This window comes from Serinicoccus kebangsaanensis (assembly GCF_008919445.1).
Lineage (GTDB): Bacteria > Actinomycetota > Actinomycetes > Actinomycetales > Dermatophilaceae > Ornithinicoccus > Ornithinicoccus kebangsaanensis.
The window spans coordinates 63593-89063 of sequence record NZ_VSLG01000009.1 but is presented as its reverse complement, the minus strand read 5'-3'; the positions used below and the strand labels follow the sequence as shown (position 1 = coordinate 89063).

General features: G+C 72.3%; 28 protein-coding genes and 3 tRNA genes. 9 read left to right on the top strand and 22 right to left on the bottom strand.

Translation table 11 applies throughout. The features are described from left to right. Nucleotides 1-2: 2 nt before the first annotated feature. The 9 genes from FXF60_RS10810 to FXF60_RS10770 form a co-directional block, all read right to left on the bottom strand. Nucleotides 3-1085, bottom strand: coding sequence for a UDP-N-acetylmuramate dehydrogenase (locus tag FXF60_RS10810; protein ID WP_238335819.1), 1083 nt, complete (start codon nt 1083-1085; stop codon nt 3-5). A 71-nt stretch (nt 1086-1156) separates the two neighbouring features. After that, nucleotides 1157-1561, bottom strand: coding sequence for a MaoC/PaaZ C-terminal domain-containing protein (locus tag FXF60_RS10805; protein ID WP_151525980.1), 405 nt, complete (start codon nt 1559-1561; stop codon nt 1157-1159). Then, entirely contained in the window at nt 1558-2007 is a 450-nt protein-coding gene (locus FXF60_RS10800) for an FAS1-like dehydratase domain-containing protein (RefSeq protein WP_151525979.1), read from the bottom strand. Before FXF60_RS10800 ends, FXF60_RS10805 begins: the two co-directional genes overlap by 4 nt. A gap of 177 nt (nt 2008-2184) precedes the next feature. Beyond that, nucleotides 2185-2352 carry a 50S ribosomal protein L33 gene (rpmG, locus tag FXF60_RS10795; protein WP_010148718.1) on the bottom strand — a complete coding sequence of 56 codons (168 nt, stop codon included), beginning with the start codon at nt 2350-2352 and terminating at the stop codon, nt 2185-2187. Between the two features lie 60 nt (nt 2353-2412). Then, nucleotides 2413-2489, bottom strand: a tRNA-Met gene (locus tag FXF60_RS10790). 29 nt (nt 2490-2518) lie between these two features. Continuing rightward, a tRNA-Thr gene (locus tag FXF60_RS10785) sits at nt 2519-2591 on the bottom strand. A 105-nt stretch (nt 2592-2696) separates the two neighbouring features. Next, nucleotides 2697-3641, bottom strand: a complete 945-nt coding sequence (locus tag FXF60_RS10780; RefSeq protein ID WP_151525978.1) for a MaoC/PaaZ C-terminal domain-containing protein — start codon at nt 3639-3641, stop codon at nt 2697-2699. Further along, complete coding sequence (locus FXF60_RS10775; RefSeq protein ID WP_151525977.1) at nt 3638-5050, bottom strand: 3-oxoacyl-ACP reductase; 1413 nt, start codon at nt 5048-5050, stop codon at nt 3638-3640. The genes FXF60_RS10780 and FXF60_RS10775 overlap by 4 nt, the downstream gene beginning before the upstream one ends. A gap of 1 nt (nt 5051) precedes the next feature. Next, a complete protein-coding gene (locus FXF60_RS10770) occupies nt 5052-6338 on the bottom strand; it encodes an acetyl-CoA C-acetyltransferase (protein ID WP_151525976.1) in 1287 nt (428 codons plus the stop codon). Nucleotides 6339-6421: 83 nt separating this feature from the next. Between FXF60_RS10770 and FXF60_RS10765 the strand changes: the two genes are divergently transcribed. After that, a complete protein-coding gene (locus FXF60_RS10765) occupies nt 6422-7090 on the top strand; it encodes a TetR/AcrR family transcriptional regulator (protein WP_151525975.1) in 669 nt (222 codons plus the stop codon). Beyond that, on the top strand, nt 7087-9129 hold the full coding sequence (locus FXF60_RS10760) for an acyl-CoA dehydrogenase family protein (RefSeq protein WP_151525974.1): 2043 nt from the start codon (nt 7087-7089) through the stop codon (nt 9127-9129). The genes FXF60_RS10765 and FXF60_RS10760 overlap by 4 nt, the downstream gene beginning before the upstream one ends. A gap of 50 nt (nt 9130-9179) precedes the next feature. Here the strand turns inward: FXF60_RS10760 and FXF60_RS10755 are convergent, their stop codons facing one another. Further along, nucleotides 9180-9638, bottom strand: a complete 459-nt coding sequence (locus tag FXF60_RS10755) for a DinB family protein (RefSeq protein WP_151525973.1) — start codon at nt 9636-9638, stop codon at nt 9180-9182. Nucleotides 9639-9688: 50 nt separating this feature from the next. Here FXF60_RS10755 and FXF60_RS10750 point away from each other — a divergent pair, with 50 nt between their 5' ends. Further along, entirely contained in the window at nt 9689-10630 is a 942-nt protein-coding gene (locus FXF60_RS10750) for a helix-turn-helix transcriptional regulator (protein ID WP_151525972.1), read from the top strand. Nucleotides 10631-10663: 33 nt separating this feature from the next. On the opposite strand, the gene FXF60_RS10745 is transcribed toward FXF60_RS10750, so the two are convergent. From FXF60_RS10745 to FXF60_RS10705, 9 genes are all read right to left on the bottom strand, one after another. Continuing rightward, nucleotides 10664-11347, bottom strand: a complete 684-nt coding sequence (locus FXF60_RS10745) for a hypothetical protein (protein WP_151525971.1) — start codon at nt 11345-11347, stop codon at nt 10664-10666. Further along, complete coding sequence (locus tag FXF60_RS10740; RefSeq protein ID WP_151525970.1) at nt 11344-12249, bottom strand: ABC transporter ATP-binding protein; 906 nt, start codon at nt 12247-12249, stop codon at nt 11344-11346. Before FXF60_RS10740 ends, FXF60_RS10745 begins: the two co-directional genes overlap by 4 nt. Next, a complete protein-coding gene (locus tag FXF60_RS10735) occupies nt 12249-12629 on the bottom strand; it encodes a GntR family transcriptional regulator (protein WP_151525969.1) in 381 nt (126 codons plus the stop codon). Before FXF60_RS10735 ends, FXF60_RS10740 begins: the two co-directional genes overlap by 1 nt. Nucleotides 12630-12703: 74 nt before the next feature. Continuing rightward, complete coding sequence (locus tag FXF60_RS10730) at nt 12704-13279, bottom strand: DinB family protein (protein WP_151525968.1); 576 nt, start codon at nt 13277-13279, stop codon at nt 12704-12706. A gap of 121 nt (nt 13280-13400) precedes the next feature. Continuing rightward, nucleotides 13401-14105, bottom strand: a complete 705-nt coding sequence (locus FXF60_RS10725) for a YdcF family protein (protein WP_151525967.1) — start codon at nt 14103-14105, stop codon at nt 13401-13403. 143 nt (nt 14106-14248) lie between these two features. Beyond that, nucleotides 14249-15469, bottom strand: coding sequence for an ornithine--oxo-acid transaminase (gene rocD / locus FXF60_RS10720; RefSeq protein WP_151525966.1), 1221 nt, complete (start codon nt 15467-15469; stop codon nt 14249-14251). A gap of 113 nt (nt 15470-15582) precedes the next feature. Further along, nucleotides 15583-16920 carry an MFS transporter gene (locus FXF60_RS10715; RefSeq protein WP_192796702.1) on the bottom strand — a complete coding sequence of 446 codons (1338 nt, stop codon included), beginning with the start codon at nt 16918-16920 and terminating at the stop codon, nt 15583-15585. Nucleotides 16921-16977: 57 nt separating this feature from the next. Beyond that, nucleotides 16978-17718, bottom strand: a complete 741-nt coding sequence (locus FXF60_RS10710) for a hypothetical protein (protein ID WP_151525965.1) — start codon at nt 17716-17718, stop codon at nt 16978-16980. Nucleotides 17719-17851: 133 nt separating this feature from the next. After that, nucleotides 17852-18382, bottom strand: coding sequence for a TetR/AcrR family transcriptional regulator (locus tag FXF60_RS10705; RefSeq protein WP_192796701.1), 531 nt, complete (start codon nt 18380-18382; stop codon nt 17852-17854). 53 nt (nt 18383-18435) lie between these two features. On the opposite strand from FXF60_RS10705, the gene FXF60_RS10700 reads away from it, so the two are divergent. After that, nucleotides 18436-19953 (top strand): MFS transporter, encoded by a 1518-nt coding sequence (locus FXF60_RS10700; RefSeq protein ID WP_238335812.1) that lies wholly within the window; start codon nt 18436-18438, stop codon nt 19951-19953. Between the two features lie 167 nt (nt 19954-20120). Here FXF60_RS10700 and FXF60_RS10695 read toward each other — a convergent pair whose 3' ends face one another. Continuing rightward, entirely contained in the window at nt 20121-20510 is a 390-nt protein-coding gene (locus FXF60_RS10695; RefSeq protein ID WP_151525963.1) for an SRPBCC family protein, read from the bottom strand. After that, on the bottom strand, nt 20510-21007 hold the full coding sequence (locus FXF60_RS10690; RefSeq protein WP_151525962.1) for a YajQ family cyclic di-GMP-binding protein: 498 nt from the start codon (nt 21005-21007) through the stop codon (nt 20510-20512). Before FXF60_RS10690 ends, FXF60_RS10695 begins: the two co-directional genes overlap by 1 nt. A 96-nt stretch (nt 21008-21103) precedes the next feature. Between FXF60_RS10690 and FXF60_RS10685 the strand changes: the two genes are divergently transcribed. From FXF60_RS10685 to folP, 4 genes are all read left to right on the top strand, one after another. Next, nucleotides 21104-21186 (top strand) — tRNA-Tyr (locus tag FXF60_RS10685). Nucleotides 21187-21318: 132 nt separating this feature from the next. Then, on the top strand, nt 21319-21858 hold the full coding sequence (locus FXF60_RS10680) for an RNA polymerase sigma factor (RefSeq protein ID WP_151525961.1): 540 nt from the start codon (nt 21319-21321) through the stop codon (nt 21856-21858). Between the two features lie 58 nt (nt 21859-21916). Next, nucleotides 21917-23293 carry a hypothetical protein gene (locus FXF60_RS10675; protein WP_151525960.1) on the top strand — a complete coding sequence of 459 codons (1377 nt, stop codon included), beginning with the start codon at nt 21917-21919 and terminating at the stop codon, nt 23291-23293. 16 nt (nt 23294-23309) lie between these two features. Beyond that, nucleotides 23310-24254, top strand: coding sequence for a dihydropteroate synthase (folP, locus tag FXF60_RS10670; protein WP_151525959.1), 945 nt, complete (start codon nt 23310-23312; stop codon nt 24252-24254). A gap of 31 nt (nt 24255-24285) precedes the next feature. Here the strand turns inward: folP and htpX are convergent, their stop codons facing one another. After that, nucleotides 24286-25155 (bottom strand): zinc metalloprotease HtpX, encoded by an 870-nt coding sequence (htpX, locus tag FXF60_RS10665; RefSeq protein WP_151525958.1) that lies wholly within the window; start codon nt 25153-25155, stop codon nt 24286-24288. A gap of 73 nt (nt 25156-25228) precedes the next feature. Here htpX and FXF60_RS16550 point away from each other — a divergent pair, with 73 nt between their 5' ends. Then, nucleotides 25229-25399 carry a hypothetical protein gene (locus FXF60_RS16550; RefSeq protein WP_192796700.1) on the top strand — a complete coding sequence of 57 codons (171 nt, stop codon included), beginning with the start codon at nt 25229-25231 and terminating at the stop codon, nt 25397-25399. Nucleotides 25400-25471 lie beyond the last annotated feature (72 nt).

Genomic DNA, 25471 nt, shown 5'->3' with positions numbered 1-25471 from the left:
GCCTAGAGGCTCAGGCCGACCAGCACCGGCTCGTTGACCAGGCGGATCCCGAAGGTCTGCTCGACCCCGTCACGGACCTCCCGGGCGAGGGTCACGACGTCCTGCGCCGTCGCCGCGCCGCGGTTGGTCAGCGCGAGGGTGTGCTTGGTCGAGAGCCCGGCGGGGCGGCCCGCCCGGGTGGCGTAGCCCTTGGTGAAGCCGGCGTGCTCGATGAGCCAGGCCGCAGAGGTCTTGACCAGCTCCTCGGTGTCCGTGGGATAGCTCGGGGGGATCGCCGACCGACGGTCCTGGCCGATGCTGTGCTCGGCCCTGGCGCGGACCTCCTGGAGCTGCTCGCGCGGCATGATCGGGTTCGTGAAGAACGACCCGCAGGACCAGGTGTCGTGGTCCTCCGGGTCGAGCACCATCCCGCGGCGCGCCCGCTGCTCCACCACCGCGGCCCGCGCCTGCGCCAACGGCACCCGCTCCCCCAGCTCGACCCCGAGCCCGTCGGCGAGCGCGGCATACCCGATCGGCTGGGAGAGCTCGGTGGGGCGCAGCGAGAAGGTGACGCTGAGCACGACGTGGCGCGGGGTCACCGCGCCCGGGGCGGCGCCCGCGCCGACCATCGACTCCTTGAGGACGGAGTGCCGGTAGGAGAAGTCGAGGTCGGCCGCGAACATCGTGCGGATCCGGCTCTCGACCCGGTCCCAGACCCGGACGCTGGCGATGGTCTGCGCGACCTCCTGGCCGTAGGCGCCGACGTTCTGGACCGGTGTCGCACCGGTCGCGCCCGGGATGCCGGAGAGCGCCTCGATGCCGGACCATCCCTGCTCGCACGCGTGGGCGACGACGTCGTCCCAGGTCTCGCCGGCCGCGATCGTGGCGCTCACCCCACCGCAGGCCGAGTCGTGCGGCACCTCGACCCCGCGGGTCCGGACCAGGACCACCGTCCCTGGGAAGCCCTCGTCGGCCACCACGAGGTTCGAGCCACCGCCGACGACGAGCAGCGGCTCCCCCGCGTCGTCGACCTCCCGGACGGCCTCGATCAGCTCGGCCTCGGTGGTCGCGGTGACCATCCGTCGCGGGGGTCCACCCACGCGCATGGTCGTCAGCTCGGCCAGCGGTCGCGCCGTGTCCGCCGTGGCCCCGTCGGCCGTCCCGGACGTCGGTCGGCTCACGCGTCGGTCCCCGCCCGCCGCACCACGGCCTGGCACCGACCGAGCACCTTCTCGCCGGCGCAGGTGGCCGTGAGCTGGAGGGTCTCGGTGCCGGCCTGCTCGTCGGTCTTGGTGACCTCGCCCTCGACCAGCACCTCGACGGAGCGGCCCTCGGGCACGACGACCATGCCGGTGAAGCGGGTCTGGCAGGACAGGACGCGGCCGGGGTCCCCGCCCACGTAGTCGGTGACCAGCTCCAGCGCTGCGCCCATCGTCCACATGCCGTGCGCGATGACGTCCGGCAGGCCCACCGACCGGGCGACCTCGGCGTCCCGGTGGATGGGGTTCTGGTCGCCGGAGGCGTCGGCATACGCCACCAGACGGTCGCGGTCGACGCTCACCGTGCGGCTCAGCCCGCTCACCGGCCCGCCCCCCGGACGACGATGGTCGAGGTCACCGTGGTGACCGGCTCGCCCGCGGTGTCCGCCAGCTCCACCCGGGTGGCGACCATGCCGTGACCGCCGGCCTCGCGCATGGTGTCCACGTGCAGCGTGCCGGTGAGCACGTCTCCGGCGACGATCGGCCGGTGGTGGGTGAAGCCCTCCTGGCCGTGGACGACGCGGGAGAAGTCGATGCCGGCGCCGGGGTCCTGCACCAGCTGGGCCTCGCACTGCTGGGCCAGCCGCACCGCGAAGGTCGGAGGAGCCACCACGTCCGCGTGCCCGAGCGCCCGAGCGGCCTCGGGGTCGCGGTGCGCCGCACCGGTGGCGCCGACGGCGTCGGCGAAGGCCGCGATCTGCTCGCGGGTGATGTCGTACGGTCCCGCCGGCGGGTAGGCCCGACCGGCGTAGTCAGGGTTGACGGGCATACCGCTCACCCTAGCGATCCGCGCCCCCATCCCGGACCAACGTCGGGTTAGCACAAGCTTCATCGGGAAGTATGCCGATGAGGGTTGTGCTATCCCGTGGTCACTCCCGTTGGGGCGGGGATGACGAAGGCCGCCACCCCTGGGGGTGACGGCCTGGTCGTGGCTGGCGGCGGTGCGTCAGCGGGTCTCGCGGTGCGCGGTGTGCTTGCCGCAGCGCGGGCAGAACTTCGCCATGTCGAGCCGGTCGGGGTTGTTCCGACGGTTCTTCTTGGTGATGTAGTTGCGCTCCTTGCACTCCGTGCACGCCATGGTGATCTTGGGGCGAACGTCGGTGGACTTAGCCACGGTGCAACCTGCTCTCGGGTGTGGATCTCTAGCTTCTGCGGTCCGTACCTGCGAGGTACGTGGTAGCGGAGGCGGGGCTCGATCCCGCGACCTCACGATTATGAGTCGTGCGCTCTAACCAGCTGAGCTACTCCGCCTCGCGGCGTCCGGCGAACCGGCTCACCAGAGCCCCCAAACGGAATCGAACCGTTGACCTTTTCCTTACCATGGAAACGCTCTACCGACTGAGCTATAGGGGCGGGCTGTGGGCCCTGCGCAACCGTGTGGCCCGCAGGCAGCGAGATGCAACTTTACACGAGGCCGTCGGACGATTCCAAAACGAGCAGGAGCCCTCCGGGGCGCGCTCAGCCCAGGTCCGTGACCTGCATGGACAGGTGCACCCTGGAGGCGTCCCGGTTGGTCACCGCGAAGGATCCCGGGCCCGGTGCCCCGGTGCCCCGGAGCACGATGACCGAGGGCAGCAGGATCGGCTTCGCGAAAGCCACGGTCACCTCGTACCGCTGCGGGAGCCGGCGCTGGAGCGCGGCCAGCACCTTGGCGTGCGTCCACATCCCGTGCGCGATCGCCCGGGGGAAGCCGAAGGCCTTGGCGGACAGGGCGGAGAGGTGGATCGGGTTGGCGTCCCCCGCCACCCTGGCGTAGGCGCGACCCTGGTCCGTGGGCACCCGCCACAGCGCGATCTGCCGGGCCGGCGACGCGTCGTCCCCGGCTCGGTCCCCGGCAACCGGCTCGGCGGCCCCGGGGTCCTCGGTCGCCGCCGACGTCCCCGGCGAGGTGTCACCGCGCACGAGATAGGTGCTGCGACCCTCCCAGACGACCTCGTCCCTCACCCGGGCCTCGCCGACGACGTCCACCGTGCTGCCCCTGCGGTGGGGCGCGAGGTTCTCGGCCCAGGACGAGAGCGTCAGCTCCTCGTCCACCCGCACCGGACGGTGCACCCGCATCTCGTTGGCGACGTGCACCATCCCGAGCATCGGGAAGGGGAAGTCGCGGGAGGCCATCAGCCGCACCTGGAGCGGGAAGGTGAGGACGTGCAGCCAGGTGGCGGGCACCGTGTCCTCGATCAGCCCGCCGGTGACCCGGCAGAAGTCGGCCAGCCTGGCGACGTCCTGCGTGACGCCGGTCAGCACCAGCCGTCGGCCGGGCAGCTCGCCACGCGCACCCGGGCGGCGCAGCCCGGTGGCCACGCCGGTGGCGAAGGCCGCGGCGATGCTGGGCGCCTCGGTGAGCAGCTCCACCTCGACGTCGGACGGGACATCCGGGGTGTCCGGTCGCGGTGACACGCTCATGCTCCGATCTGGCTCTGGCCGCAGACCCGCAGCACCTGTCCGGTGACGGCGGAGCTGGCCGGGTCCGCGAAGTAGCCGATCGTCTCCGCGACGTCGACCGGCCTGCCACCCTGCTGGAGGCTGTTGATCCGCCGGGCCACCTCACGCGTCGCCAGCGGCATCTTCCCGGTCATCTCGGTCTCGATGAAGCCAGGGGCGACGGCGTTGACGGTGATGCCCCGCCCGGTGAGCCGGGGATCGGCCCCCATCGCCCGGACCAGCCCGATGACGCCGGCCTTGGAGGCCGCGTAGTTGGCCTGGCCGCGGTTGCCGGCGATGCCCGAGGTGGAGGCGACCCCGATGATCCGGCCGCCCTCGTCGAGCCCGCCGGGGAGATCGGGGGTGAGCAGCTCCTCGTTCATCCGGATCTGCGCGGCCAGGTTGACCTCGAGGACGCTGCCCCAGCGCTCCTCGTCCGTGTTCGCGAGCAGCTTGTCCCGCGTGATGCCCGCGTTGTGCACGATGGCGTGGATCCGCGCGGCGTCACCGAAGCGCTGGGCCACGTGGCCGGCGATCCGGCGGCCGGCGTCGACCGCGGTGATGTCCAGCTGCAGCGCGGTGCCTCCGATGCTGTTGGCGACCTCGGCCAGGCCCTGTCCCCCGGCGGGCACGTCGACGGCGACCACGAGGGCGCCGTCCCGGGCGAAGGTCCGGGCGATGCCGGCCCCGATGCCGCGCCCGGCGCCGGTGACGACGACGATCCGACCCTCGAACGGTCGTGCGACCGTCTCCTCCGGGGTGGTGCCGGCGTGGCCGACGTGCAGGACCTGCCCGGACACGTATGCCGAGCGGCCCTCGAGCAGGAAGGACAGGGTGGAGGCCAGCTCCTGCGGTGAGGTGGGCTCGCCGGTGAGCAGGTCCACGCGGACCAGGTTGGCCGTGGCCCCGCCGCGCAGCTCCTTGCCCACGCTGCGGACGATCCCCTCCAGCGCCTGCTGGGTGGCGACGGCGGTGGGCGCCCCGGCGGTCTCGGGCTCGACCCCCAGCAGCACCACGCGGCCGGACGACTCGAGCCCTCTCATGGCCGGTCGGAGCAGCCCGCGCACCGTCTCCAGGTCCGAGATCGAGGTCGCGGCCGTGGCGTCGACGACCAGTGCCCCGATCGCGCTCGGGTAGCGCTCGGGGACCTCCCGGCTGCGCCCGTCGTCGTCGGTCTCGGTGACCCGGGTGTCGGGGGTGTCGACCAGCGCCTCCCGGCTGGGGACACCGAGCAGCTCGAGGGTATGCCCGGCGATCCGGCCCCCGCCGGCGGAGCCGAGGGCGACGGGCGCCGAGGGCAGCTCCCGTCCGCGCCGCAGGCGGGTGGGCTGAGGGACACCGAGCTGCCTGGCGAGGGGGTTCGTGGTCAGCATCTGCATCAGGTCTGCCATGTCAGCACCCTTCCACGACCGCCACCACGCCCTGACCACCGGCTGCGCAGATCGAGACCAGACCGCGTGAGCCCGGGCCGATCTCGTGCAGCATCTTGGCCAGCGAGGCGACGATGCGCCCACCGGTGGCGGCGAACGGGTGACCGGCCGCCAGCGAGGAGCCGTTGACGTTCAGCTTGCTCCGGTCGACCGACCCGAGCGGCGCGTCCAGGCCCAGCCGGTCGCGACAGAACTCCTCCGACTCCCAGGCAGCCATCGTGGCCAGCACCGTCGAGGCGAACGCCTCGTGGATCTCGAAGCGGTCGAAGTCCGCCAGGGTGAGCCCCTGACGGGCGAGCAGCCGGGGCACGGCATATGCCGGCGCCATGAGCAGGCCCTCCCCTCCGGAGACGTAGTCGACGGCGGCGACCTCGGCGTCCACGATGCGCGCCAGGGCGGGGAGCCGGTGCTCCGCCGCCCACTCGGGGGTGCCGAGCAGGACCAGGGCCGCCCCGTCGGACAGCGGAGTGGAGTTGCCGGCGGTCATGGTCGCCCCCTCGCCCTTGCCGAAGACGGGCGACAGCGAGGCCAGCTTCTCGACCGAGGTGTCGGGGCGCAGGCCCTCGTCGCGCGACAACCGCAGGAAGCCGGTGGCCAGGTCGTCGAAGAAGCCCTCGTCCCACGCCCGGGCCAGGTTGTGGTGGCTGGCGGCGGCGAGCTCGTCCTGGGCCTCGCGGCTGATGCCCCACTCCCGCGCGGTCACGGCCTGGTGCTCCCCCATGGACAGGCCGGTGCGCGGCTCGGCGTTGCGCGGCGTCTCGGGCGCGAGGTCACCGGGCCGGATGGCCGCCAACGCCTTGGCGCGGGCCATCGGGGTGCGGGCGCGGCTCGCGCCGAGCAGCGCCTTGCGCAGGCCCTCACCGACCGCGATCGGCGCGTCGCTCGCGGAGTCCACCCCGCCGGCGACGCCCGAGTCGATCTGGCCGAGCCGGATCTTGTTGGCGACCTGGATCACGGTCTCCAGGCCGGTCCCGCAGGCCTGCTGCAGGTCGTAGGCCGGGGTGCTGGCCGACAGGGCCGACCCGAGCACGGCCTCCCTCGTCAGGTTGAAGTCCCGGGCGTGCTTGAGCACCGCGCCGGCGGCGACCTCCCCCACGCGCTCACCGGCCAGGCCGAACCTGGCCACGAGCCCGTCCAGGGTCGCGGTGAGCATCGCCTGGTTGGAGGCATGGGCATAGGCACCACCGGCCTTGCCGAACGGGATGCGGTTGCCGCCGAGGATGACGGCATCGGTGAGCTGGTCTGGCATCGGGAGGTCTCCTGTGAGCGCGATCGCGAACTATCCGATACCGACTGTAGCCGATACACGACGTACGCGGTACTGTGGAGGGCATGACGATCAAGACCGAGCCTCGTCGGGGTCCTCGCGCCGGCCTCCGGGACGGGCGCGACGCCCGCTGGGAGGCGCACCGGACCAAGCGTCGTCGGCAGCTGGTGGAGGCCGCCCTCAAGGCGATCCGCCGGCACGGTGCCGGCGTCGGGATGGACGAGATCGCCGCGCAGGCCGGCACCAGCAAGACGGTGCTCTACCGCCACCTGGGCGACAAGGCCGGCCTCTACGGCGCGGTGGTCGAGGCCGTCGACGAGACGGTGCTGGGAGACCTCGGCGCCGCCTCGCAGCACGGCCCGGACGTCCTCACCAGGATCGGCGCGATGGTGCACTCCTACCTCTCGCTCGTGGAGCGCGACCCCGAGATCTACCGCTTCGTGATGACCCGGCCGTTGGAGACGACGGAGGGCGACCCCGACGACCCGGTGCACCGGATCACCGACCGCGTCAGCGAGCAGCTCACCGGCGCGATCCACGACCACCTCACCGAGACCGGCCGGTCCGACGAGGCGGCCCTGCTGGCCCCGGCCTGGGGACACGGCATCGTCGGCCTGGTCCGGGCCACCGCCGACCACTTCCTCACCAGCCCGACGAGCGTCAGCGTCGACGACGCCACGCACGCCGTGATCGAGCTGATCCGACCCGCACTCGCAGGAGAGAGCCCCTCATGACGACGTCCACCCAGCAGACCCACGTGCCCGAGCCGTCGACCGACGTGACCATGCCGGCGGCGGCCGCGCAGGAGGCCAGCGCGCCGCACTCGACCGAGCAGCTCAGCGATCTCGGCGACCGGCTGCGGGACGCCACGGGCGGCAGCTACGGCCCGGTGCGCGATCTCGCCCGCGCCACCGTCCCCACGGAGGTGATGGTCCGCGACGCCTCGCTCACCATGGCGCAGGCCCGCGAGTGGACCAACGAGGCCATGCGCAGCCTGGTGCGGTACGGCATGGCCGGCAGCGGCTTCCCGAAGACCGTCGGCGGCCTGGACGACGTGGGCCGGTCCTGCGTCGACTTCGAGATGACGGCCCACGGCGACCTGTCGCTCACGGTGAAGTCCGGGGTCCACTTCGGGCTCTACGGCGGTGCCGTGACCGCCCTCGGCAACGCGTGGCACCACGAGACCTTCCTCACCCCGAACCTCGCGCTGGAGCAGGTCGGCTGCTACGCCATGACCGAGTTCGGTCACGGGTCGGACGTGGCGTCGCTGGAGACCACGCATACCTATGACGCGGAGACCGACGAGATCGTCGTGCACTCCCCCACCCCGTCCGCCACCAAGACCTACATCGGCGCTGCGGCGCAGGACGCGCACGTCGCCGCGGTCTACGGCCAGCTGGTCGTCGGCGACGAGTCGCACGGCGTGCACGTCGTGCTCGTGCCCCTCCGGGACGCGGACGGGACACCGCTGCCGGGTGTGACGCTGGGTGACAACGGCGCCAAGGGTGGCCTGGCCGGCGTCGACAACGGCACCATCACCTTCGACCAGGTGCGGGTCCCGCGCAGCCACCTGCTCGACCGCTACGGCGGCATCGACGACGAGGGTCGCTACGTCTCCGACATCGACAGCGACAACAAGCGCTTCTTCACCATGCTGGGGACGCTGGTGCGGGGTCGGATCTGCGTGGCCGCGGGTGCCGCGACCGCCTCGCGGAAAGCGCTCTCGATCGCGACCCGGTATGCCCTGCGCCGGCGGCAGTTCAGCGCCCCGGGGCACGACGGGGACGTGGTGCTGCTCGACTACCTCGCGCACCAGCGCAAGCTGATCCCGGCCATCGCCACCGCCTACGCGCACCGGTTCGCCGTCAACGAGCTGGTCGAGCGGCTGCAGGAGCTGCACGAGATGCCGACCAAGGACCAGGAGGCGCAGCGCGAGCTGGAGACCCGGGCCGCCGGGCTGAAGGCGGTGATGACCAGGTTCGGCAACGACACCGTCCAAATGTGCCGCGAGGCGTGCGGCGGCGCGGGCTACATGGCCGAGAACGGCCTCACCGTGCTGCGGGGCGACGCGGACGTCTTCGCCACCTTCGAGGGTGACAACACGGTGCTGCTGCAACTGGTCGCCAAGGGCCTGCTGAGCGGCTACAAGGAGATGTGGGGCGACCTGGACATGCGCGGCATGGTGCAGTTCGCCGCGCGGGCCTTCGGCGGGCAGTTCGTCGAGGCCACGGCGGCCCGCCCGCTCGTCGAGCGGTTGCGCTCCGCCGCCGCCCGCAAGGGCGAGGACGAGACGCTGCTGGACCGCGGCTGGCACCTCGCGATGTTCGCCGACCGGGAGCGGCACGTGCTGGAGACGCTGGCCACCCGCCTGCGCCGCCGGGCCGACGACCAGGACTCCTTCGAGGCCTTCAACTCGGCCCAGGACCACGTGCTGCTGGCCGCCCGCACGCACATGGACCGCATCGTGCTGGAGGCCTTCGTGGCCGGCATCGAGGCGTGCGAGGACGAGGAGGTGCGGGGCCTGCTGGAGCAGCTGTGCACGCTGCATGCGCTGACCTCGATCGACGCGGACTCCGGCTGGTTCCAGGCGCACAACCGCATGTCCGCCGGGCGCGCGAAGGCCGTGGTGACCCAGATCAACAACCTCTGCACCGAGCTGGCGCCGCACGCGCTGGAGCTGGTGGAGGGCATGGGCATACCCGAGGCGTGGCTGAACTCGCAGATGCTGCTCGAGGAGACCGCCGCGACCTGGACCCCGGGCGTCGACGGCTGAGCCTCACGCGGGGCGTGCGGCGACGGCAGCGTGCCGGTCCCGGCGTGCCGTCACCGCAGACCGTTGGCCCACAGGTCCCGCAGCAGGGCGACCTCGGCCAGGTGGTGGATGGCCTCCCGGTTGATGTGCAGGACCAGGGTGAGCATCGGGGACTCCGCCCACGGGCCCTCCGCCGGCCCCACCGCCCGGCGCAGCCCCTCGTCGTCGAGCGCGCGCACCCCGTCCGACCAGGCGGCATACGCCGCGTCGAGCTGGTCCAGCGCCTGCTGGGCGGTCCCGGCGTAGTCCCACTGGAGGATGTCCGCCTCGGGTCCGCCGAAGTGGCTGTGCGCCCTGGCACCGAGGACCCCGACGATGACGTGCCCGAGCCGCCAGGCGATCGAGGTCACCGGTGCGGGCTCGGGCTCGGGGTGGGCCCAGTCCAGCTGCCACTCCCCACCGCCGGCGCGCGCCGTCACCGACGGCGGCGGCGTGTCCCCACGTCGCCGCGCGTTCCAGGTGCCGGGCACCGGCTCCCAGAGGTACTCCTCATGTCCTCGACCCGTGCCAGAGTGAGCGCATGACCGATCCCACGACCCGGGTGCTGCGCCTGCTCGGCCTCTTCCAGACGCGCGCCCTGTGGAGCTCGCAGGAGCTGGCGGACCGGCTCGGGGTGACCACCCGCAGCATCCGGCGGGACATCGAGCGGCTGCGTGAGCTCGGCTACCCGGTGCGGGCCAGCAGCGGGGTGGGTGGGGGCTACCAGCTCGGCTCCGGCGGGTCGCTGCCTCCGCTGCTGCTGGACGAGGACGAGGCGGTCGCGGTGGCGGTATGCCTGCGGCTGGCCGCAGGGGGCACGGTCGCCGGCGTGAGCGAGGCGGCCGTGCGCACGCTGGCCAAGCTCGACCAGGTGCTGCCCAGCCGGGCACGTGAGCAGGTAAGGGCGATCCACGACACGACCGTCACCGTCGGGACCGCCGCCGCGGTGGTCGACCCGGAGGTCCTCATGGCCGCGTCCCGCGCCTGCCGGGACCGGCTGCGGACGACGCTGCGCTACGTCGCCCGCGGGGGTGAGGAGTCGACCCGACGCGTCGAGCCGGCGGCCCTGGTGGCGGTGAGCCACCGGTGGTACCTCCTCGCCTTCGACCTGGACCGCGACGACTGGCGCAGCTTCCGGCTGGACCGGGTGCAGGGCCTCACCGTCGGCACCCTGCGCAGCGCGCCCCGGGAGGTCCCGGACCCTGCGGCATACATCACCCGGTCGGTGACCCGCTCGCCCTATCGCTGGGTCGCGACCGCCCACGTGCAGATGCCGGTGCGCGACCTCGCCGACCGGGTCTCCCCGCTGGCCGGGGAGGTCACCGAGCTCGAGGACGGGTGGTGCGAGCTGGTCACCGGCGGCGAGTCGCTGGACTACCTCGCGGCCGAGCTGGTGCTGCTCGGGTGCCCGGTGCGGGTGCTGGACCCGCCCGAGCTCATCGCGCACCTGGAGGAGGTGCGGCGACGGCTCGAGGCGGGCTGACCGGCACGGAGTCGCACTGGCCGACGGCTACGGCTACGGCAGCGCGAGGCGCAGCGAGGCGTAGGACACCAGCGCGAGGACGGCCAGCAGGGGCAGGCTCCACAGCGTCAGACCGAGCACGCCGGTCTCCGCGACCCAGCCCCAGAACCGGCCCCAGGCCTCGAGCCGGGTGACCAGCCAGACCCCGGCGAGGAGGAGCAGGGCGAGCAGGATCAGCCCGGTGGTCAGGACCATCGCGCCGAAGCGCTTGTAGATCGTGGCGCAGAAGAAGCCCACCTGGAAGAAGGCGAAGGACAGCACGAGGTAGACCAGGCCCGCTCCGGCCCAGCCCTCGTCCCAGACGCCCGGCACCTGGAAGAAGATGCTGCCGGTGCCGAAGCCGCCGGTGGCGCCCTCCAAAAGCCCGCCCAGGACGTAGATCACGGCCAACGCGGTGGAGGCGAGCAGCGCGGTGAGCATGGTGCCGAGGTAGAACTCGCGACGGGTCACGCTCAGCGCCTGGGAGAAGGGGAAGGTCAGCGTGAGCGACTGCACGCCCACGACGAGGAAGTACCACATCGGGGCCTGCGCCCCTCCGCCCACGATCCCCTCGACGGGGAGGAGGGCGAAGATCACCATGGTGATGAGGAGGGCGCCGCCCAGCACAAGCAGCGGCACCCAGAGGTAGGTCTGCTTGTTGACCAGCTGCAGGCGGACGACGGACAGGGTGCGGTTCATGGCACGAGCTCCTTGTGCTTCGGGGCGGACTCGGCGGCCCGTCGGGTGAGGCGGACGACCAGCTGCTGCAGGGACACGGGGGCGACGTCGAGGTCGGCCGCGACGAGCCGCTGCCGGTCCTGCTCGGAGAGCCCGCCCAGGACGGTGGCCGAGGTCACCCGCCCCAGGCTCTCGGTGTAAATCACCTCACGCCCGGCGACGAAGCCCTCCACCGCTGCCGAGTCACCGACGACGGCGGCGGCCCGGCCGCGCAGCGCGTCGGTGTCCTCGTCGAGCAGGATCTGCCCTTGCTCGATGACCAGGACCCGCTCCAGCAGCGGCGCGACCTCGTCGATGAGGTGGCTGGAGAGCACGACGGTCCGGGGGTGGTCGGCGTAGTCCTGCAGCAGCCGGTCGTAGAACAGCTGCCGCGCCACCGCGTCCAGGCCGAGGTAGGGCTCGTCGAAGAAGGTGATCTCGGCCCGGGACGCCAGCCCGATGATGACGCCGACGGCCGAGAGCTGGCCGCGGGAGAGCTTCTTGATCCGGCGGTCCACCGGCAGCGCGAACTCCTCGATGAGCTGGGTCGCGAAGTCGTCGTCCCAGCGGGGGAAGAAGAGTCTGGCCATCCGGAGGGCGTGCCGCCCGGTGGCGTCGTCCGGGTACTTCTGGCTCTCCCTGACGAAGCACATCCGGGAGAGGACGGACGGGTTCTCGAAGGGCGTCGCGCCGAAGACCCGGACCTGGCCGGAGGTGGCGAAGTTCTGGGCGGTCAGGATGGACATCGCCGTGGTCTTGCCCGCGCCGTTGCGCCCGAGCAGGCCGTAGATCGTGTCCTTCTCGATCGTGAAGGACACGTCGTCCAGCGCGGTCGTCTCCCGGTATCTCTTGGTGAGGTTCTGCACCTCGATGACCGAACTCATCAGCTCGGCTCCTTCCGTGTGGTCCCTGCGGTGCGCTCGGAGATGAGGCCGGCCACGTCGTCGGGACCGAGCCCCAGACGTCGCGCCTCGGCGAGGAGCGGATCGACGTAGGCGGCGGCGAAGGCCTGGCGTCGCCGGGCCAGCAGTGCGGCGCGGGCTCCGTCGGCGACGAACATCCCGACGCCGCGACGCTTGTAGAGCACCCCGTCGTCGACCAGCGCGTTGATGCCCTTGGCCGCCGTGGCCGGGTTGATCCGGTGGAAGGCCGCGAGCTCGTTGGTCGACGGAGCGCGCTCCTCCTCGGACAGGCTCCCGTCGATGATCGAGGCCTCGATGCCCTCCGCGATCTGCACGAAGATCGGCCGCCCGTCCTCGATCACGCTCGCACCTCCTCGTTGGTTAGTTACTCAAGTAGTGAACCACACAACTAAGGCACATGGCAAGGGAGCGCGTCTCAGTGCGCCCGGTCCACCCGCAGGTCGCGGAGCAGCGCCACCTCGGACAGGTGATGGATGACCTCGCGGTTGACGTGCAGCACCAGGGTCAGCATCGACCGCTCCGCCCACGGCCCGTCGGGCGAGCCGGTCGGTCGGCGGAGGGCCGGCTCGTCCAGACCCCGCACGCCGTCGGTCCAAGCGGCATACGCGGTGTCCAGCTGGTCCAGCGCCTCCGCGGCGCTCCCGGCATACCTCCACGTCTCCTCCGAGCAGGCGGGGCCGTCGAACAGGGCTGCGGCGCGCGAGCCCAGGACCTGCACGGTCAGATGAGCCAACCGCCACGCGATCGTGGTCACCGGCGCCGGGTCCGGCTCGGCGTGCGCAGGGTCGTAGTCGTCCAGCAACCACACGCCTCCTCCGACCCGGGCGTCCGCCGTGGGAGGGGAGACCGACTCCCGCGGCCGCACGCTCCATGCGCCGGCCACCGGCTCCCAGAGGTACTCCTCGTCGGTGAGCCCCTCGAGGCGAGGTCGGGCCTGCCCACGCCAGTGCCGGTCCAGCTGATCCGTCAGAGCCGTCGTCAACGCGTCCATGGCAGCAGCACAGCACAACGGGGCCGAAGCGGGAGGTCGGATGTGCAGGAACGGTGTGTCACATCGGTCGCCCTGGCGACGGATGTGACACACCGTTCCGCACCAGGAGGTGCGCGCCCGCTCAGCGGACGGCGAGCCCGGCGAGCACCGCGCTCAGGAGGATCACCAGGGCAGCGGCGGCGTGCGGCCGGCGCCACTGCTTGAGCACGATGAGCAGCTCGCGCAGGTAGGCGCCGGGCGCGAACTCCATCGGCACCACCACGCCCACGACGCGCAACGGCAACCGGTGGCGGGCGACGAGCAGGCGGGTCCGCGCGGCGTGGTAGGCGCTGGTCACCACCGCGTAGGGCGGGGCCGCCCCGCGCTGCTCGAGCAGCGCGGTCGAGAGCAGCAGGTTCTCCTCGGTCGTGGTCGCGCGGTCCTCGAGCACCACCGGCGCGGTCGGGTCCTCCCTCCGGACCCAGGACTCCATCGCGACCGCCTCCGCGGGTCGCCCCTTGCCACCCCGGCCGCCGGTGAGCACGAGCGCGGCGGCCGCGGCGGTCGGCACCGGAAGAGCGGCGAGCGCCGCGAGCCCGCCGCGCAGCCGTGCGGCGAGCTCCTCCCCCACCTCGCCGTCGGGCACCGGGGTGCCCAGCACGATGACGGCGCCCGATCCCGCCGCGGCCCGGCCGCGGGTCAGCCAGCGGCGGAGCACCAGCAGTCCCAGCATGACCAGACCCGGCCACGCCGCCAGCAGCAGCAGGCCCACCGCGACGGCTCGGGGCACCGGGCCGGTGCCGGAGCTGAGCAGGGCCAGCCCGACGACCGGCACGGCCAGCGTCACCAGGCCACCCACCGCCGCGCCCCGCGTGTCCGCGTCGCGACGTCCGCGCCGGAGCCGGTGCCCGGCATACGTGAGAAGCAGGCCGGGGAGGACCAGTCCGAGCAGCGCGACGGCGCCCGCACCGGCCCCCAGGAGGGTCGCGCTCAGCCGCGTGCCTCGGCCAGCACCGCGGCGAGCGCGTCGGTCACCTGCCGCAGCTCGTCCTCGGTGATCGTGAGCGGCGGGGCCAGCCGGATGGTGGAGCCGTGCGTGTCCTTGGCCAGCACACCCTTCTTCGCCAGCGCCTTGCACGCCTCCTTGCCGGTCATCAGGCTCGGGTCGATGTCGATGCCGGCCCACAGGCCGCGCACCCGGACCGCCTCCGCGCCGCTGCCGACCAGCCGGCCGAGCTCGTCGGCGAAGACGGTCTCCAGCTCCTTGGCGTGCGCCTGGTGCTCGCCGGTCGCGAGCATGTCCACGACCGCCTTGCCGACCGCGGCGGCGAGCGGGTTGCCGCCGAAGGTCGAGCCGTGCGTGCCCGGGGTGATGACATTCATGACCTCGGCATCCGCGGCGACCGCGGAGACCGGGACGATGCCGCCCCCCAGGGCCTTGCCGAGGGTGTACATGTCGGCCTCGACGCCCTCGTACTCGCAGGCGAGGGAGGTGCCGGTGCGACCCAGGCCGGACTGGATCTCGTCGGCGATCATCAGCACGTTCTTGCTCGTGCACAGCTCGCGCAGACCGGGCAGGAACCCCTCCTTGGGGATCATCACGCCCTGCTCGCCCTGGATCGGCTCGACCAGCACGGCGGCGGTGCTGTCGGTGATCGCGGCCTCGATCGCGGCGAGGTCGCCGTAGGGCACCGAGACGAAGCCGGGCGTGTAGGGACCGTAGTGGTCGTGCGCCTCGGGGTCGTCGGAGAAGGAGATGATCGTGGTCGTGCGGCCGTGGAAGTTGCCGTCCATGACGACGATCTCGGCCTGGCCCTCCGGCACGCCCTTGACCTGGTATGCCCACTTCCGGGCGATCTTCAGCGCCGTCTCGACCGCCTCGGCCCCGGTGTTCATCGGCAGGATCATGTCCTTGCCGACGAGCTGGGCCAGGGCCTCGCAGAAGGGCCCGAGCTGGTCGTTGTGGAACGCGCGCGAGGTGAGCGTGGACCGGTCCAGCTGGTCCTTGGCCGCCTGGACCAGCCCGGGGTGACGGTGCCCGAAGTTGAGGGCCGAGTAGCCCGAGAGCGCGTCGATGTAGGTGTTGCCCTCGACGTCCGTCACGTGGATGCCGTCGGCGTGCTCGACGACGACCGGCAGCGGGCTGTAGTTGTGGGCGGCGACCTTGTCCTCGAGGTCGATGTAGGCCTGGTTCGTGGACAGCTCAGTCATGCGGGTCATCCTAGGGGTGGGGAGGTCGGGTGGCGTGCGCCCGGTCGGCCAAACATGACCACACGACGCTGTGTAGCCATGCGTCCTTCAGCATACCTATGCAACGGGGGTGGTCAGGACATCTCCAGGGCGTCACCCGTCTGCTCGGGCAGCAGCAGGTATGCCGCGAGCGCCCCGACGACGAAGGCCGCCCCGAAGATGACGAACAGGACCGCGTTGCCCCAGGCGGCCAGGATCGCCGGCACCAGCAGCGGCGCCGCGATCGAGGCGATCCGCCCGAAGCCCGCCGCCGCCCCGGCTCCGCTGGCGCGCACGCTCGTGGGGTAGATCTCCGGGGTGACGGCATACAGCGCACCCCAGGCACCGAGGTTGAAGAACGACATGGCGCAGCCGGCCGCGATGATCTGCCACACCTCCCCCGAGATCCCGAAGAAGACGGCGGACACCGCGGACCCGAGGAGGAAGGTCGCCAGCGTCGCCCGGCGGCCCCAGACCTCCACCAGCACGGCGGCGACGGCATACCCCGGGAGCTGCGCGAGCGTGATGACCAGCGTGTACCCGAACGAGCGCACCAGGTCGAAGCCCTGGGCGTAGAGCAGGGTGGGCAGCCAGATGAAGGCGCCGTAGTAGGAGAAGTTGACGCAGAACCACACCAGCCAGATGCCGGCGGTGCGGACGCGATAGGCCGCGGACCACAGCGCACCGGGGGTCTTTGCCGGGGCGGCCGGCAACGGCCGGCTCTGCTCGTGCGGCAGCCCGGCGGACTCCTCGAACGACCGCACCACCTGCTCCGCCTCGTCCTCCCGGCCGCGACGCTCCAGGAACAGCGGCGACTCGGGCATCCCCCACCGGATGACGACGGCATACACCGCCGGGATCAGCCCCACGGCGAAGGCCCAGCGCCAGCCGGCGTCCGAGGTCGGCACGACGAAGTAGCCGATGAGGGCGGCGAGGATCCAGCCCACCGCCCAGAAGGACTCCAGGATCACCACCAGGCGGCCGCGGATCCTGGTGGGCGACAGCTCGCTCACCAGGGTCGAGGCGACGGGCAGCTCGGCACCCAGCCCGATGCCCACGAGGAAGCGGAGCACGAGGAGCACGGCCAGACCGTTGACCAGCGCCGAGGCACCGGTCGCCAGGCCGTAGACGAGCAGGGTCAGGGCGAAGACGGTGCGCCGGCCGTAGCGGTCGGCCAGCATCCCGCCGAAGGTCGCCCCGAGTGCCATGCCCACGAACCCGATCGACAGCAGCCAGGACTGCTCCGTGGGCGTGAGCTCCCACTGGGTGGCGATGGCCAGACCGACGAACGAGATCAGGCCGACGTCCATCGCGTCCAGCGCCCACCCCGCGCCCGAGCCCAGCAGGACCCGGGTGTGCTGGCGGGTGTAGGGCAGCCGCCCCATCCGCTCCGGTCGCGTGGGCAGCCTCTGGTCGGTCACGGTGCTGGCCATGGGCACCGATGGTATGCCCAGGGCGCCGCCGCTACCGCGGCGACGGGCGTCGGCAGCTCAGCGCCGGACCACCTTCACGTCGCCGGCCCATCGTGCGTAGTCGTAGGGCCCACCGTGCTCGTTCCAGTCGGCACCGAACTCGACCTCGAGCCCCACCCGCCCGGACGTGAAGTGACCCACCTCCGGCGCCGGGACCGTGAAGGGGACACGGTGCGGGGAGCCGTCGCACACGAAGCCGGGGTCGACCGGGGAGTTGAGGTAGTCCACGTGGAACTGGGAGGTGGTGCTGCCCTGGCTGGCGTCGACCGTCACGCTGGCGGGATCCCACACGGTCCGGCAGCGCAGCTCGAGGGTCACCCGGAGGCTGCCGTCACCCTGGAGGACGACCGGCCAGATCGGACGCACCTTGACCGCGGGCCGCAGCCACACCTGCTGGGTCCTGGTGACCTCGACCGCCGTCCCGCCCGCGCGGTGCCCGGTCAGCGTGGCGGTGGCGGTGCTCCAGCCGGGCGACCGGTCGTACATGGGGTAGGCGGTGCGCTGCAGCGTCCCGTCGCAGGTCAGCGAGCCGAAGGTCTCGGTCCAGGTGTCCTCGCCCTGGGCCCAGGTCCAGGTGATCTGGGCGTCGAGGACTCCCGGGTCGCACCGGTAGCTGACGGGGACGTCCACGAAGTCCATGAAGCCGAGGTCGGCCACCCCGGCGATGTTCACCTGCACGCGTGGCGGTGCGGCGGAGACCGGTGGCCCCAGGACCAGCCCGCCGAGGACGATGGCCATCGCGACGATCGAACGGATCATGGCACGCATGGTGATCCCTGCCTTCACGCACATCCGGGTGCGTCGCCCACCGGCGCACTGCGCTTCTCAGAGTAGACCTGCGCGGGACTTCCGACAAGATGTCGTTGACCGGTCGGACGGGCGCGCTCCCCGGCTAGCGCGGCAGGGTGGCGAGCAGGGCCAGGAGCCGGTCGACGGAGTCGGCGGGCAGCGCGTCGCTGCCACCCAGCGCGGTGCGCACGTAGATGCCGTCGCTCACCCGGAGCACGAGCAGCGCCAGGTCGGGGTCGCCGAGCGCCTGGGTCAGGGCGGCGAGGAAGTGGTCGTCGAGCCGGGCCAGTGCCTCCCGTGCCGCATGGTGCTCGTCCAGCTGCCCGAGCTTGAGCAGCGCGAGGTAGGTCCGGTCGAAGGGTTGGTTGGCCGCGACCGACTCGCGCAGGAAGACCTCCAGGACGTCGGGCAGGGAAGACAGCCGCCGCTCCTCCTCCGCCGCGAAGACCTCGAGCCGCTCGGCCAGCCCTTGCACGAGGGCGTCCTTGGACCCGAAGTGGTAGAGCAGCCCGCCCTTGGAGACGCCCGCCTCGTCGGCCGTGGCGGCCAGCGTCCCCGCTCGCTCCCCGTGCTCGATGACGAGGTCCTCGAAGGCGTCGAGCAGGCGGGACCGCGTCTGTTCACCCTTGGCCATGGGCCCCATCCTAGCGGTTGAAACTAAACCGTCCAGACGGTATAGTTTCTGCGGTGACGACCACTCCTCTCCTGACGCGCGACGCGGCACCCCGGGCCACCCGCCGTGACTGGGCCGGCCTGGCCGTGCTCATGCTGCCCGTGCTCCTCATCTCGATCGACACCACGGTGCTCAACTTCGCCCTGCCGCAGATCGCGCAGGTTCTCTCCCCCTCCGCCGCCCAGCAGCTGTGGCTGATCGACGCCTACCCGTTGGTGCTGGCGACGCTGCTGGTGACGATGGGGACGGTCGGGGACCGGGTCGGCCGGCGCCGCATCCTGCTCGTCGGCGCGACCGGTTTCGCCGGGGTCTCGGCCCTGGCCGCGTTCGCCCCGACCGCCGAGCTGCTCCTCCTGGCCCGGGTGGGCCTGGGGATCTTCGGTGCCACCCTCATGCCGGCCACCCTGTCGCTGCTCCGCTCGATGTTCCTGGACCGGACCCAGCGCCGGCTCGCCATCGCGATCTGGGCCACCGCCTTCTCCGTCGGCTCGGCCCTGGGCCCGGTGGTGGGCGGCGTCCTGCTGGCGCACTTCCACTGGGGCGCGGTCTTCCTCGTGGCCGTCCCGATCCTGGTGCCCCTGCTCGTCCTCGGCCCGTTCCTCATCCGCGAGTCCCGGGACCCGGCGCCCGGCCAAATCGACGTGGTCGGCATGGCGCTGTCCATGGTGGCTCTGGGCGGCATCGCCTGGGCGGTCAAGCACGTGGCGGTGGACGGCGTGGACGCGGTCGCCCTCGCCGTCCTCGTGGCTGCCGTGCTCGCCGGTGCGGGTTTCGTCCGCCGCATGCGCCGGGCGGTCGACCCGATGCTGGATGTCCACCTCTTCGCGGTCCCGGCCTTCTCCGGCGCCCTGGCGGTCAACCTGCTGAGCATCGTCGCGCTGACCGGCTTCCTCTTCTTCGTCACCCAGCACCTGCAGCTGGTCGAGGGTATGCCCGCGCTCGAGGCCTCGCTCGTGCTCGTCCCCGGGGTGGTCGCCATGATCGCCGCCGGGCTGCTCGTGGTGCGGGTGGTGAGGCACGTGCGGCCGGCCCTCGCGGTCGTGGGCGGCCTGTCCTTCTCGTTCGCCGCCTACGCGCTGCTCGCCGCGTCCGGAGCCACCATCACGGTCCCGCACATCGCGCTCGCCTTCGCCCTGCTCGGTCTGGGCATCGGCGCCGCCGAGACGATCTCGAACGACCAGATCCTCACCGCCGTCCCTCCGGCGAAGGCCGGCGCGGCCTCCGCGGTGAGCGAGACGGCATACGAGTTCGGTGCCGTCCTCGGCACCACCGTGCTGGGCGGACTGCTCACCGCGGTCTACCGGTCCTCGCTCGTCATCCCTGCCGGCACCGACCCGGGCTCGGCCACGGCCGCGCGGGAGACCCTGGGCGGCGCCGTCGCCGCGGCGGAGCGGACCGGGGACCCGGCGCTGCTCGAGGCGGCCCGCACCGCCTTCGACGCGGGCGTCGGGGTCACGAGCACGGCGGGTGCGGTGCTCGTGGCGGCGGCCGCGCTGACCGCCTGGGTCACGCTCCGGCACGCCGAGCGCTGACCGCACCGTCGCCCTCCGCCGGCCTCCTTCTCGGCACCTCCCCCACCCTCGCCCGAATTCGACCGTGCTTTTCGTCGCCATGGCGACGAAAAGCACGGTCGAATTCCAGCGGTCGGCACTGTGCACCTGTCGTCGGTGCCCCCCGGGGGCGCGCCCGGCGTCGCCGCTCAGCCCTCCAGCACCGCGCGCAGACGCTCCAGGTCGGCCTCCACGGCCGCGACGTCACGGTGGAAGTCCTCGTCGGAGACGTCCCGCTGGCGCACCGTGAACACCACCTCGGCACCCTCGGGGTGGGGCAGCACCCGCATCGGGTTCAGCACCGTCTCACCGGAGGGCAGCGTGACCTCGTGGTCCAGCACGCCGAGGCCGTTGCGCGGCGCGAAGCGGACCCGGACCCGCCCCATGGGCGAGTGCACGACCACGGAACCGCCTTCGTCCACGACCTCGCCCTCCGCCAGACCGGCCGCCCAGGCAGGGAGATGCTGCGGGTCGGCGGCATAGTCGTAGACCGCCGCCGGGTCGCGCCCGATCGTCGTGCCGACGTGGACGCTGGGCATCAGCGGTAGTTGGTGAACTGCAGCGCGACGTCGAGGTCCTTCTCCTTGAGCAGCCGCTGCACGGCCTGCAGGTCGTCCCGCGACTTCGACGTCACCCGCAGCTCGTCCCCCTGGATCTGGGCCTTGACGCCTTTCGGTCCCTCGTCCCGGATGATCTTGCCGATCTTCTTGGCGTTCTCGGAGGAGATCCCGCTCTTGAGGGCGGCCTCGAGCCGGAACTCCTTGCCCGAGGCATACGGCTCACCGTCGTGCGTGTAGTCCAGGTGCTTCAGGGAGACGCCTCGCTTGACCAGCTTGGTCTGCAGCACGTCGAGCACCGCCTTGCAGCGCTCCTCGCTGTTGGCGGCCATCGAGATGCTCTCGCCGGACAGCTCCACCCGGGCCCCGACGCCGCGGAAGTCGTAGCGGTTGCCGATCTCCTTGGCGGCCTGGTTGACGGCGTTCGCGACCTCCTGGTGATCGACCTTGCTGACGATGTCGAAGGACGAGTCGGCCATGGGCATACCTCCTGTGTCGTGGTCGGTGGCGGCCCTCTCGCGGGTTCGGACCACCGGGGGTGTGACTGTTAGCATGTCACCCGCGCTTCGCGCACTGGCAGGTTGTCCGAGCGGCCAATGGAAGCGGACTGTAAATCCGTCGGCGTATGCCTACGCAGGTTCGAATCCTGCACCTGCCACCCACCGAGAACGGGCACCGGGAGACCGGTGCCCGTTCTGCTGTCCGCCCCGTCCGTGCAACAGGGGCGTCGGGACCGACATAGTGCAGGTGACGGGCCAGCAGGGTCCGCCCATGCACCGCAGGAGGAGCGATGCCGCTACGCCTCGCCGGTGACGAGCCGGACACGGGAAGCCCGGGGGATCCCCGGGACACCACCTGGTTCGACGCCTTCTTCGCCCAGCACGCGACGCAGGTCCACCGGTACTTCGTGCGACGCGCTCCTGCCAGCGACGTCGAGGACCTCGCCGCCGAGGTCTTCGCGACCGCGTGGCGGCGCCGGGAGAAGATCCCCGCCGGGTTCGAGCTCCCGTGGCTCTACCGCACCTCCGCCTACGTCCTGGCCAACCATCGGCGCAGACCCACGCTGACCCTCCTCTCCGACTACCAGGAGGACGGGAGGCAGCACGTGCGCAGCGTCGACCCGGCCGACCTGGTCATGGCGGACGACGAGGTGCGCCGGGCCATGAGCCGCCTCAGCACGCGGGACCGGTCGATCCTCATGCTGCACGCCTGGGAGGGGTTGGACGGCAACGGCCTGGCCCAGGCGCTCGGCCTCACCCGGGGCGGCGCGGCCGCCGCCCTCTCCCGTGCCCGCGCCCGGCTGCGCGAGGCGTGGGAGCACGACCACTGACCTGGCCCGGCACCGCCCCGGCCACCACGACGCCCACCGCTCCCGAAGGAGACCGATCATGGTCCAGCACGACGACGAGGCCCTGCACCGGCTGCAGCGCAGCGACCCGGCGACGGGATCGCACCCCGACCTCGGTCGGCTGCGCTCCCTCATCGCGCACCGGGCACCGGCGAGCCAGCGCGGCGACTCGACCGCACAGGTCGACGACCTGCTGCGCGACCCGGTGATCCGGGCACCCTGGGTGGCCGCGGCCTGCATCGCCGCGCTCGCCATCGGCGCGGGAGGGTATGTCCTCGGGGCCCAGCGATCGACCGACACCCTCCTCGTCGCGGACCAGGGCGGGCTGCTCGCGCCGGCCGGTGGCGGCGTCGAGGCCGGTGTGAGCGCAGAGATGGGCGCCTCCGCCTCGGTGGAGAGCTCGGGCAGCGAGTCGGCCCCGGAGCCCTACGACCCCGGTCCGGTGCGCCTGGTCCCCGGGCCCGACCTCTCCGACGAGCGGTCCACCGGCCAGGTCCGGGTGCTGCGCAGCGACGAGGACCCGGCAGCCTTCGTGGAGGCGTGGGCAGGGGCGCTGGACCTGCAGGGCGTGCCGATCCCGAACGACGTGGAGTTCCTCCCCGAGGGCGAGGGCATCGCCGACGCGGAGACAGGGCGCTTCATCATCGCGACGAACGAGGGCGGAGGGCTGCAGCTGACCTACTCCGACTTCTTCTCCTCCTCCGAGTGCGGCGACACGCTCACCATGATCGAGGCCGACGAGGAGTTCTTCACCGAGTTCTGGCAGGAGACGTTCGGCGCCGACACCCCGCTGCCGTCCGCGGCCGACTGCACCGAGCTGACCGGCCCCCGCCCCACGCAGGAGGAGGCCCGCACGGCAGCCGTCGACTTCCTCACCCGGGCCGGGCTGTCCCTCGAGGGCTACACCTTCCGGGTGGACGAGATGGACCCGTCGTCCACGGAGGTCTACGTCGAGGGAGCTCCCCCCGGTGGCGCCTACGGACCCCTGCACCTGTTCGTCCGCGTCGGCCCGTCCGGCGTCGTCCTGGACGCCAACGCCGGCATCGGCGAGATGGTCTCGATCGGGGACTACCCCGTGATCTCACCGGTCGAGGCCGTGCAGCGCTACCAGGACGACGTGTTCTCGATGCACTACGGCGTCCAGCTCCCGGAGGACCTCGAGGAGGACACCTCGGGCAGCGGGGTGCGGTTCATCGAGCCCGACCTGCCGCCGACCCCGGAGATCGAGGACGGCATGAGGCTCCCGCTGCTGCTCAAGGACAAGGAGGTCACCGGTGCCAAGCTCGTGCAGGCCAGCATCTACACCGAGGCCGGCAGCATGGAGGTCCCGACCTGGAGGCTCACGACCGCCGACGGGATGAGCTATCCGGTGATGGCGGTGGCCGACGAGGCGATCGACTGGATCTCCTGGGAGTGACCCGGCAGGTGGGACGATGGCGGGCGTGACCCCCGCCGTCGTCCCCCTCCAGCTCCCCGACCCCCCGGCCCTGGTGCTGCGCGGCCAGCGCTTCGACGCCGGCCGACCCGCGGTGATGGCGATCGTCAACCGCACGCGTGACTCCTTCTGGTCCGGGAACCGGCACGCCACCCTCGAGGACGCGCTGACGACGCTGCGGACCGCGGTGGCCGAGGGGGCCGACATCGTGGACGTGGGTGGGGTCCGGGCCGGCCAGGAGGGTGAGTCGGTCGACGCCGCCGAGGAGATCGACCGGGTCCTCCCCTTCCTGGAGGCGGCCCGCCGCGCATACCCGGACCTGGTGCTGTCGCTGGACACCTGGCGCAGCGAGGTGGCGCGGGCGGCGGACGGGCTCGTGGACCTGGTCAACGACACCTGGGCCGGTCACGACCCCGAGCTGGTGCGGACCGCGGCGCGGATCGGGGCGGGAGTCGTGGTCTCGCACACCGGTGGGCTCCCGCCGCGCACCGACCCGGTCTCGGTGCGGTATGCCGACGCCGAGGGGGACGACGAGCTCGCCGTGGTCCGCGACGTCGTGGCCGTGCTCGCGCGGGGCGCGCAGGTGGCGGTGGACGCCGGTGTGCCGGCCGAGCGGGTGCTGGTGGACCCGACCCTGGACTTCGGCAAGACGACCCGGCACTCGCTGACGACGCTGAGGCACACCGCCGACGTGGCGGCGCTGGGCCACCCCGTGCTGCAGGCGCTGTCCCGCAAGGACTTCGTCGGCGAGACCCTCGACCTCGAGGCGGACGACCGGTTGGAGGGCACCCTCGCCGCGACCGCCGTGGCCGCCTGGCTCGGGACGGCGGTGTTCCGCGCCCACGACGTGCGCGCGACCCGCCGGGTGGTGGACATGGTGGCGAGCATCCGGGGCGCACGGCCACCCGCGCGGGCGGTGCGCGGCGAGCCCGTCGAGCGCTGACGGCCTCACGGCTGGGCGAGGTTGGGCTGGGTCAGAGGCGCTCGATGCCGGGCTGGCTGCCCCGGGCCATCTGCTCCAGCCGGGAGATCCGCTGGTCCATCGGCGGGTGGGTGGCGAACATCTTGGTGACGTCACGGGCGCGGAACGGGTTGGCGATCATCATGTGGCTGGCGTTGACCACCTGCCGCTCGGGCGCCAGCGGGGCGCGGGCGGTGCCCGCCTCCAGCTTGCGCAGCGCGGAAGCCAGCGCGAGCGGGTCACCCGTGAGCTGGGCCCCGTCCTCGTCCGCGTCGTACTCCCGCGTCCTGCTGATCGCCAGCTGCACCACGGTCGCGGCGAACGGCGCCAGCAGCGCCATGGCGAGCATGGCCAGCGGGTTGCCGCCGTTCTCCCGGCTCCCGCCGAAGAAGAGCGCCATCTGGGCGACCGAGGTGATGACGCCGGCGATGCCGGCCGCGATCGAGCTGGTCAGGATGTCGCGGTTGTAGACGTGCATCAGCTCGTGACCGAGGACACCGCGCAGCTCCCGCTCGTCGAGCAGGTGGAGTATGCCCTCGGTGCAGCACACCGCGGCGTTGTCCGGGTTGCGGCCGGTGGCGAAGGCGTTGGGCGCCGCGGTCGGGCTGACGTAGAGGCGCGGCATCGGCTTGCCCGCCTGCTCGGACAGCTCCTCGACGATGCGGTACATCGCCGGCTGCTGCTCGCGGGTGACCGGCCGGGCGCGCATGGCACGGATCGCCAGCTTGTCCGAGTTCCAGTAGCTGTAGGCGGTCGTCGCCAGCCCGAAGACGGCGAAGATCCAGATCCAGTTGCCGCCGAGCAGGGCTCCCATCCCGAGGAAGATCGCCCAGATGGCGCCGAAGAGGAACGTCGTCTTCAGCCCGTTGTAGTGCTTGTGCATGCCAGGTCAACGACGGGGTGTCGGGCCGGTGTTCCCGAGGTATGCCTGTCGGACCCCTAGACACGATGGACCGATGACTCACACCCACGACCTCGAGGCACGTCTCGCACGGCTCGAAGGGCTGCAGGAGGTCCAGTCGTTCACGGCGCACTGGACGGCCAACCTCTCGGTAGAGCTGGCGGCGGGTAGCACGCGGGCCACGGCCCGCGTCGCCGATCTCGAGCAGCCACGCCGGCCTGGGTGACTGGGAGGTACCCAGTGGCCCACTCCGGTCGGCATACGGGGCCTGATCGGGCGCACAACTGGGCCACTCGGC

Coding starts and splice junctions, on each gene's coding strand:
- FXF60_RS10690 (WP_151525962.1), bottom strand. CDS start 21,007: ATGGCCGACTCGTCCTTCGACATCGTCAGCAAGGTCGATCACCAGGAG.
- FXF60_RS10745 (WP_151525971.1), bottom strand. CDS start 11,347: ATGAACCGCACCCTGTCCGTCGTCCGCCTGCAGCTGGTCAACAAGCAG.
- FXF60_RS10750 (WP_151525972.1), top strand. CDS start 9,689: ATGACCGATCCCACGACCCGGGTGCTGCGCCTGCTCGGCCTCTTCCAG.
- FXF60_RS10770 (WP_151525976.1), bottom strand. CDS start 6,338: ATGCCAGACCAGCTCACCGATGCCGTCATCCTCGGCGGCAACCGCATC.
- FXF60_RS10780 (WP_151525978.1), bottom strand. CDS start 3,641: ATGAGCGTGTCACCGCGACCGGACACCCCGGATGTCCCGTCCGACGTC.
- FXF60_RS10705 (WP_192796701.1), bottom strand. CDS start 18,382: ATGGCCAAGGGTGAACAGACGCGGTCCCGCCTGCTCGACGCCTTCGAG.
- FXF60_RS16550 (WP_192796700.1), top strand. CDS start 25,229: ATGACTCACACCCACGACCTCGAGGCACGTCTCGCACGGCTCGAAGGG.
- FXF60_RS10760 (WP_151525974.1), top strand. CDS start 7,087: ATGACGACGTCCACCCAGCAGACCCACGTGCCCGAGCCGTCGACCGAC.
- FXF60_RS10765 (WP_151525975.1), top strand. CDS start 6,422: ATGACGATCAAGACCGAGCCTCGTCGGGGTCCTCGCGCCGGCCTCCGG.
- folP (WP_151525959.1), top strand. CDS start 23,310: ATGGCGGGCGTGACCCCCGCCGTCGTCCCCCTCCAGCTCCCCGACCCC.
- FXF60_RS10695 (WP_151525963.1), bottom strand. CDS start 20,510: ATGCCCAGCGTCCACGTCGGCACGACGATCGGGCGCGACCCGGCGGCG.
- FXF60_RS10810 (WP_238335819.1), bottom strand. CDS start 1,085: ATGCGCGTGGGTGGACCCCCGCGACGGATGGTCACCGCGACCACCGAG.
- FXF60_RS10740 (WP_151525970.1), bottom strand. CDS start 12,249: ATGAGTTCGGTCATCGAGGTGCAGAACCTCACCAAGAGATACCGGGAG.
- FXF60_RS10775 (WP_151525977.1), bottom strand. CDS start 5,050: ATGGCAGACCTGATGCAGATGCTGACCACGAACCCCCTCGCCAGGCAG.
- FXF60_RS10800 (WP_151525979.1), bottom strand. CDS start 2,007: ATGCCCGTCAACCCTGACTACGCCGGTCGGGCCTACCCGCCGGCGGGA.
- FXF60_RS10730 (WP_151525968.1), bottom strand. CDS start 13,279: ATGGACGCGTTGACGACGGCTCTGACGGATCAGCTGGACCGGCACTGG.
- FXF60_RS10680 (WP_151525961.1), top strand. CDS start 21,319: ATGCCGCTACGCCTCGCCGGTGACGAGCCGGACACGGGAAGCCCGGGG.
- FXF60_RS10715 (WP_192796702.1), bottom strand. CDS start 16,920: ATGGCCAGCACCGTGACCGACCAGAGGCTGCCCACGCGACCGGAGCGG.
- rocD (WP_151525966.1), bottom strand. CDS start 15,469: ATGACTGAGCTGTCCACGAACCAGGCCTACATCGACCTCGAGGACAAG.
- htpX (WP_151525958.1), bottom strand. CDS start 25,155: ATGCACAAGCACTACAACGGGCTGAAGACGACGTTCCTCTTCGGCGCC.
- FXF60_RS10675 (WP_151525960.1), top strand. CDS start 21,917: ATGGTCCAGCACGACGACGAGGCCCTGCACCGGCTGCAGCGCAGCGAC.
- FXF60_RS10710 (WP_151525965.1), bottom strand. CDS start 17,718: ATGATCCGTTCGATCGTCGCGATGGCCATCGTCCTCGGCGGGCTGGTC.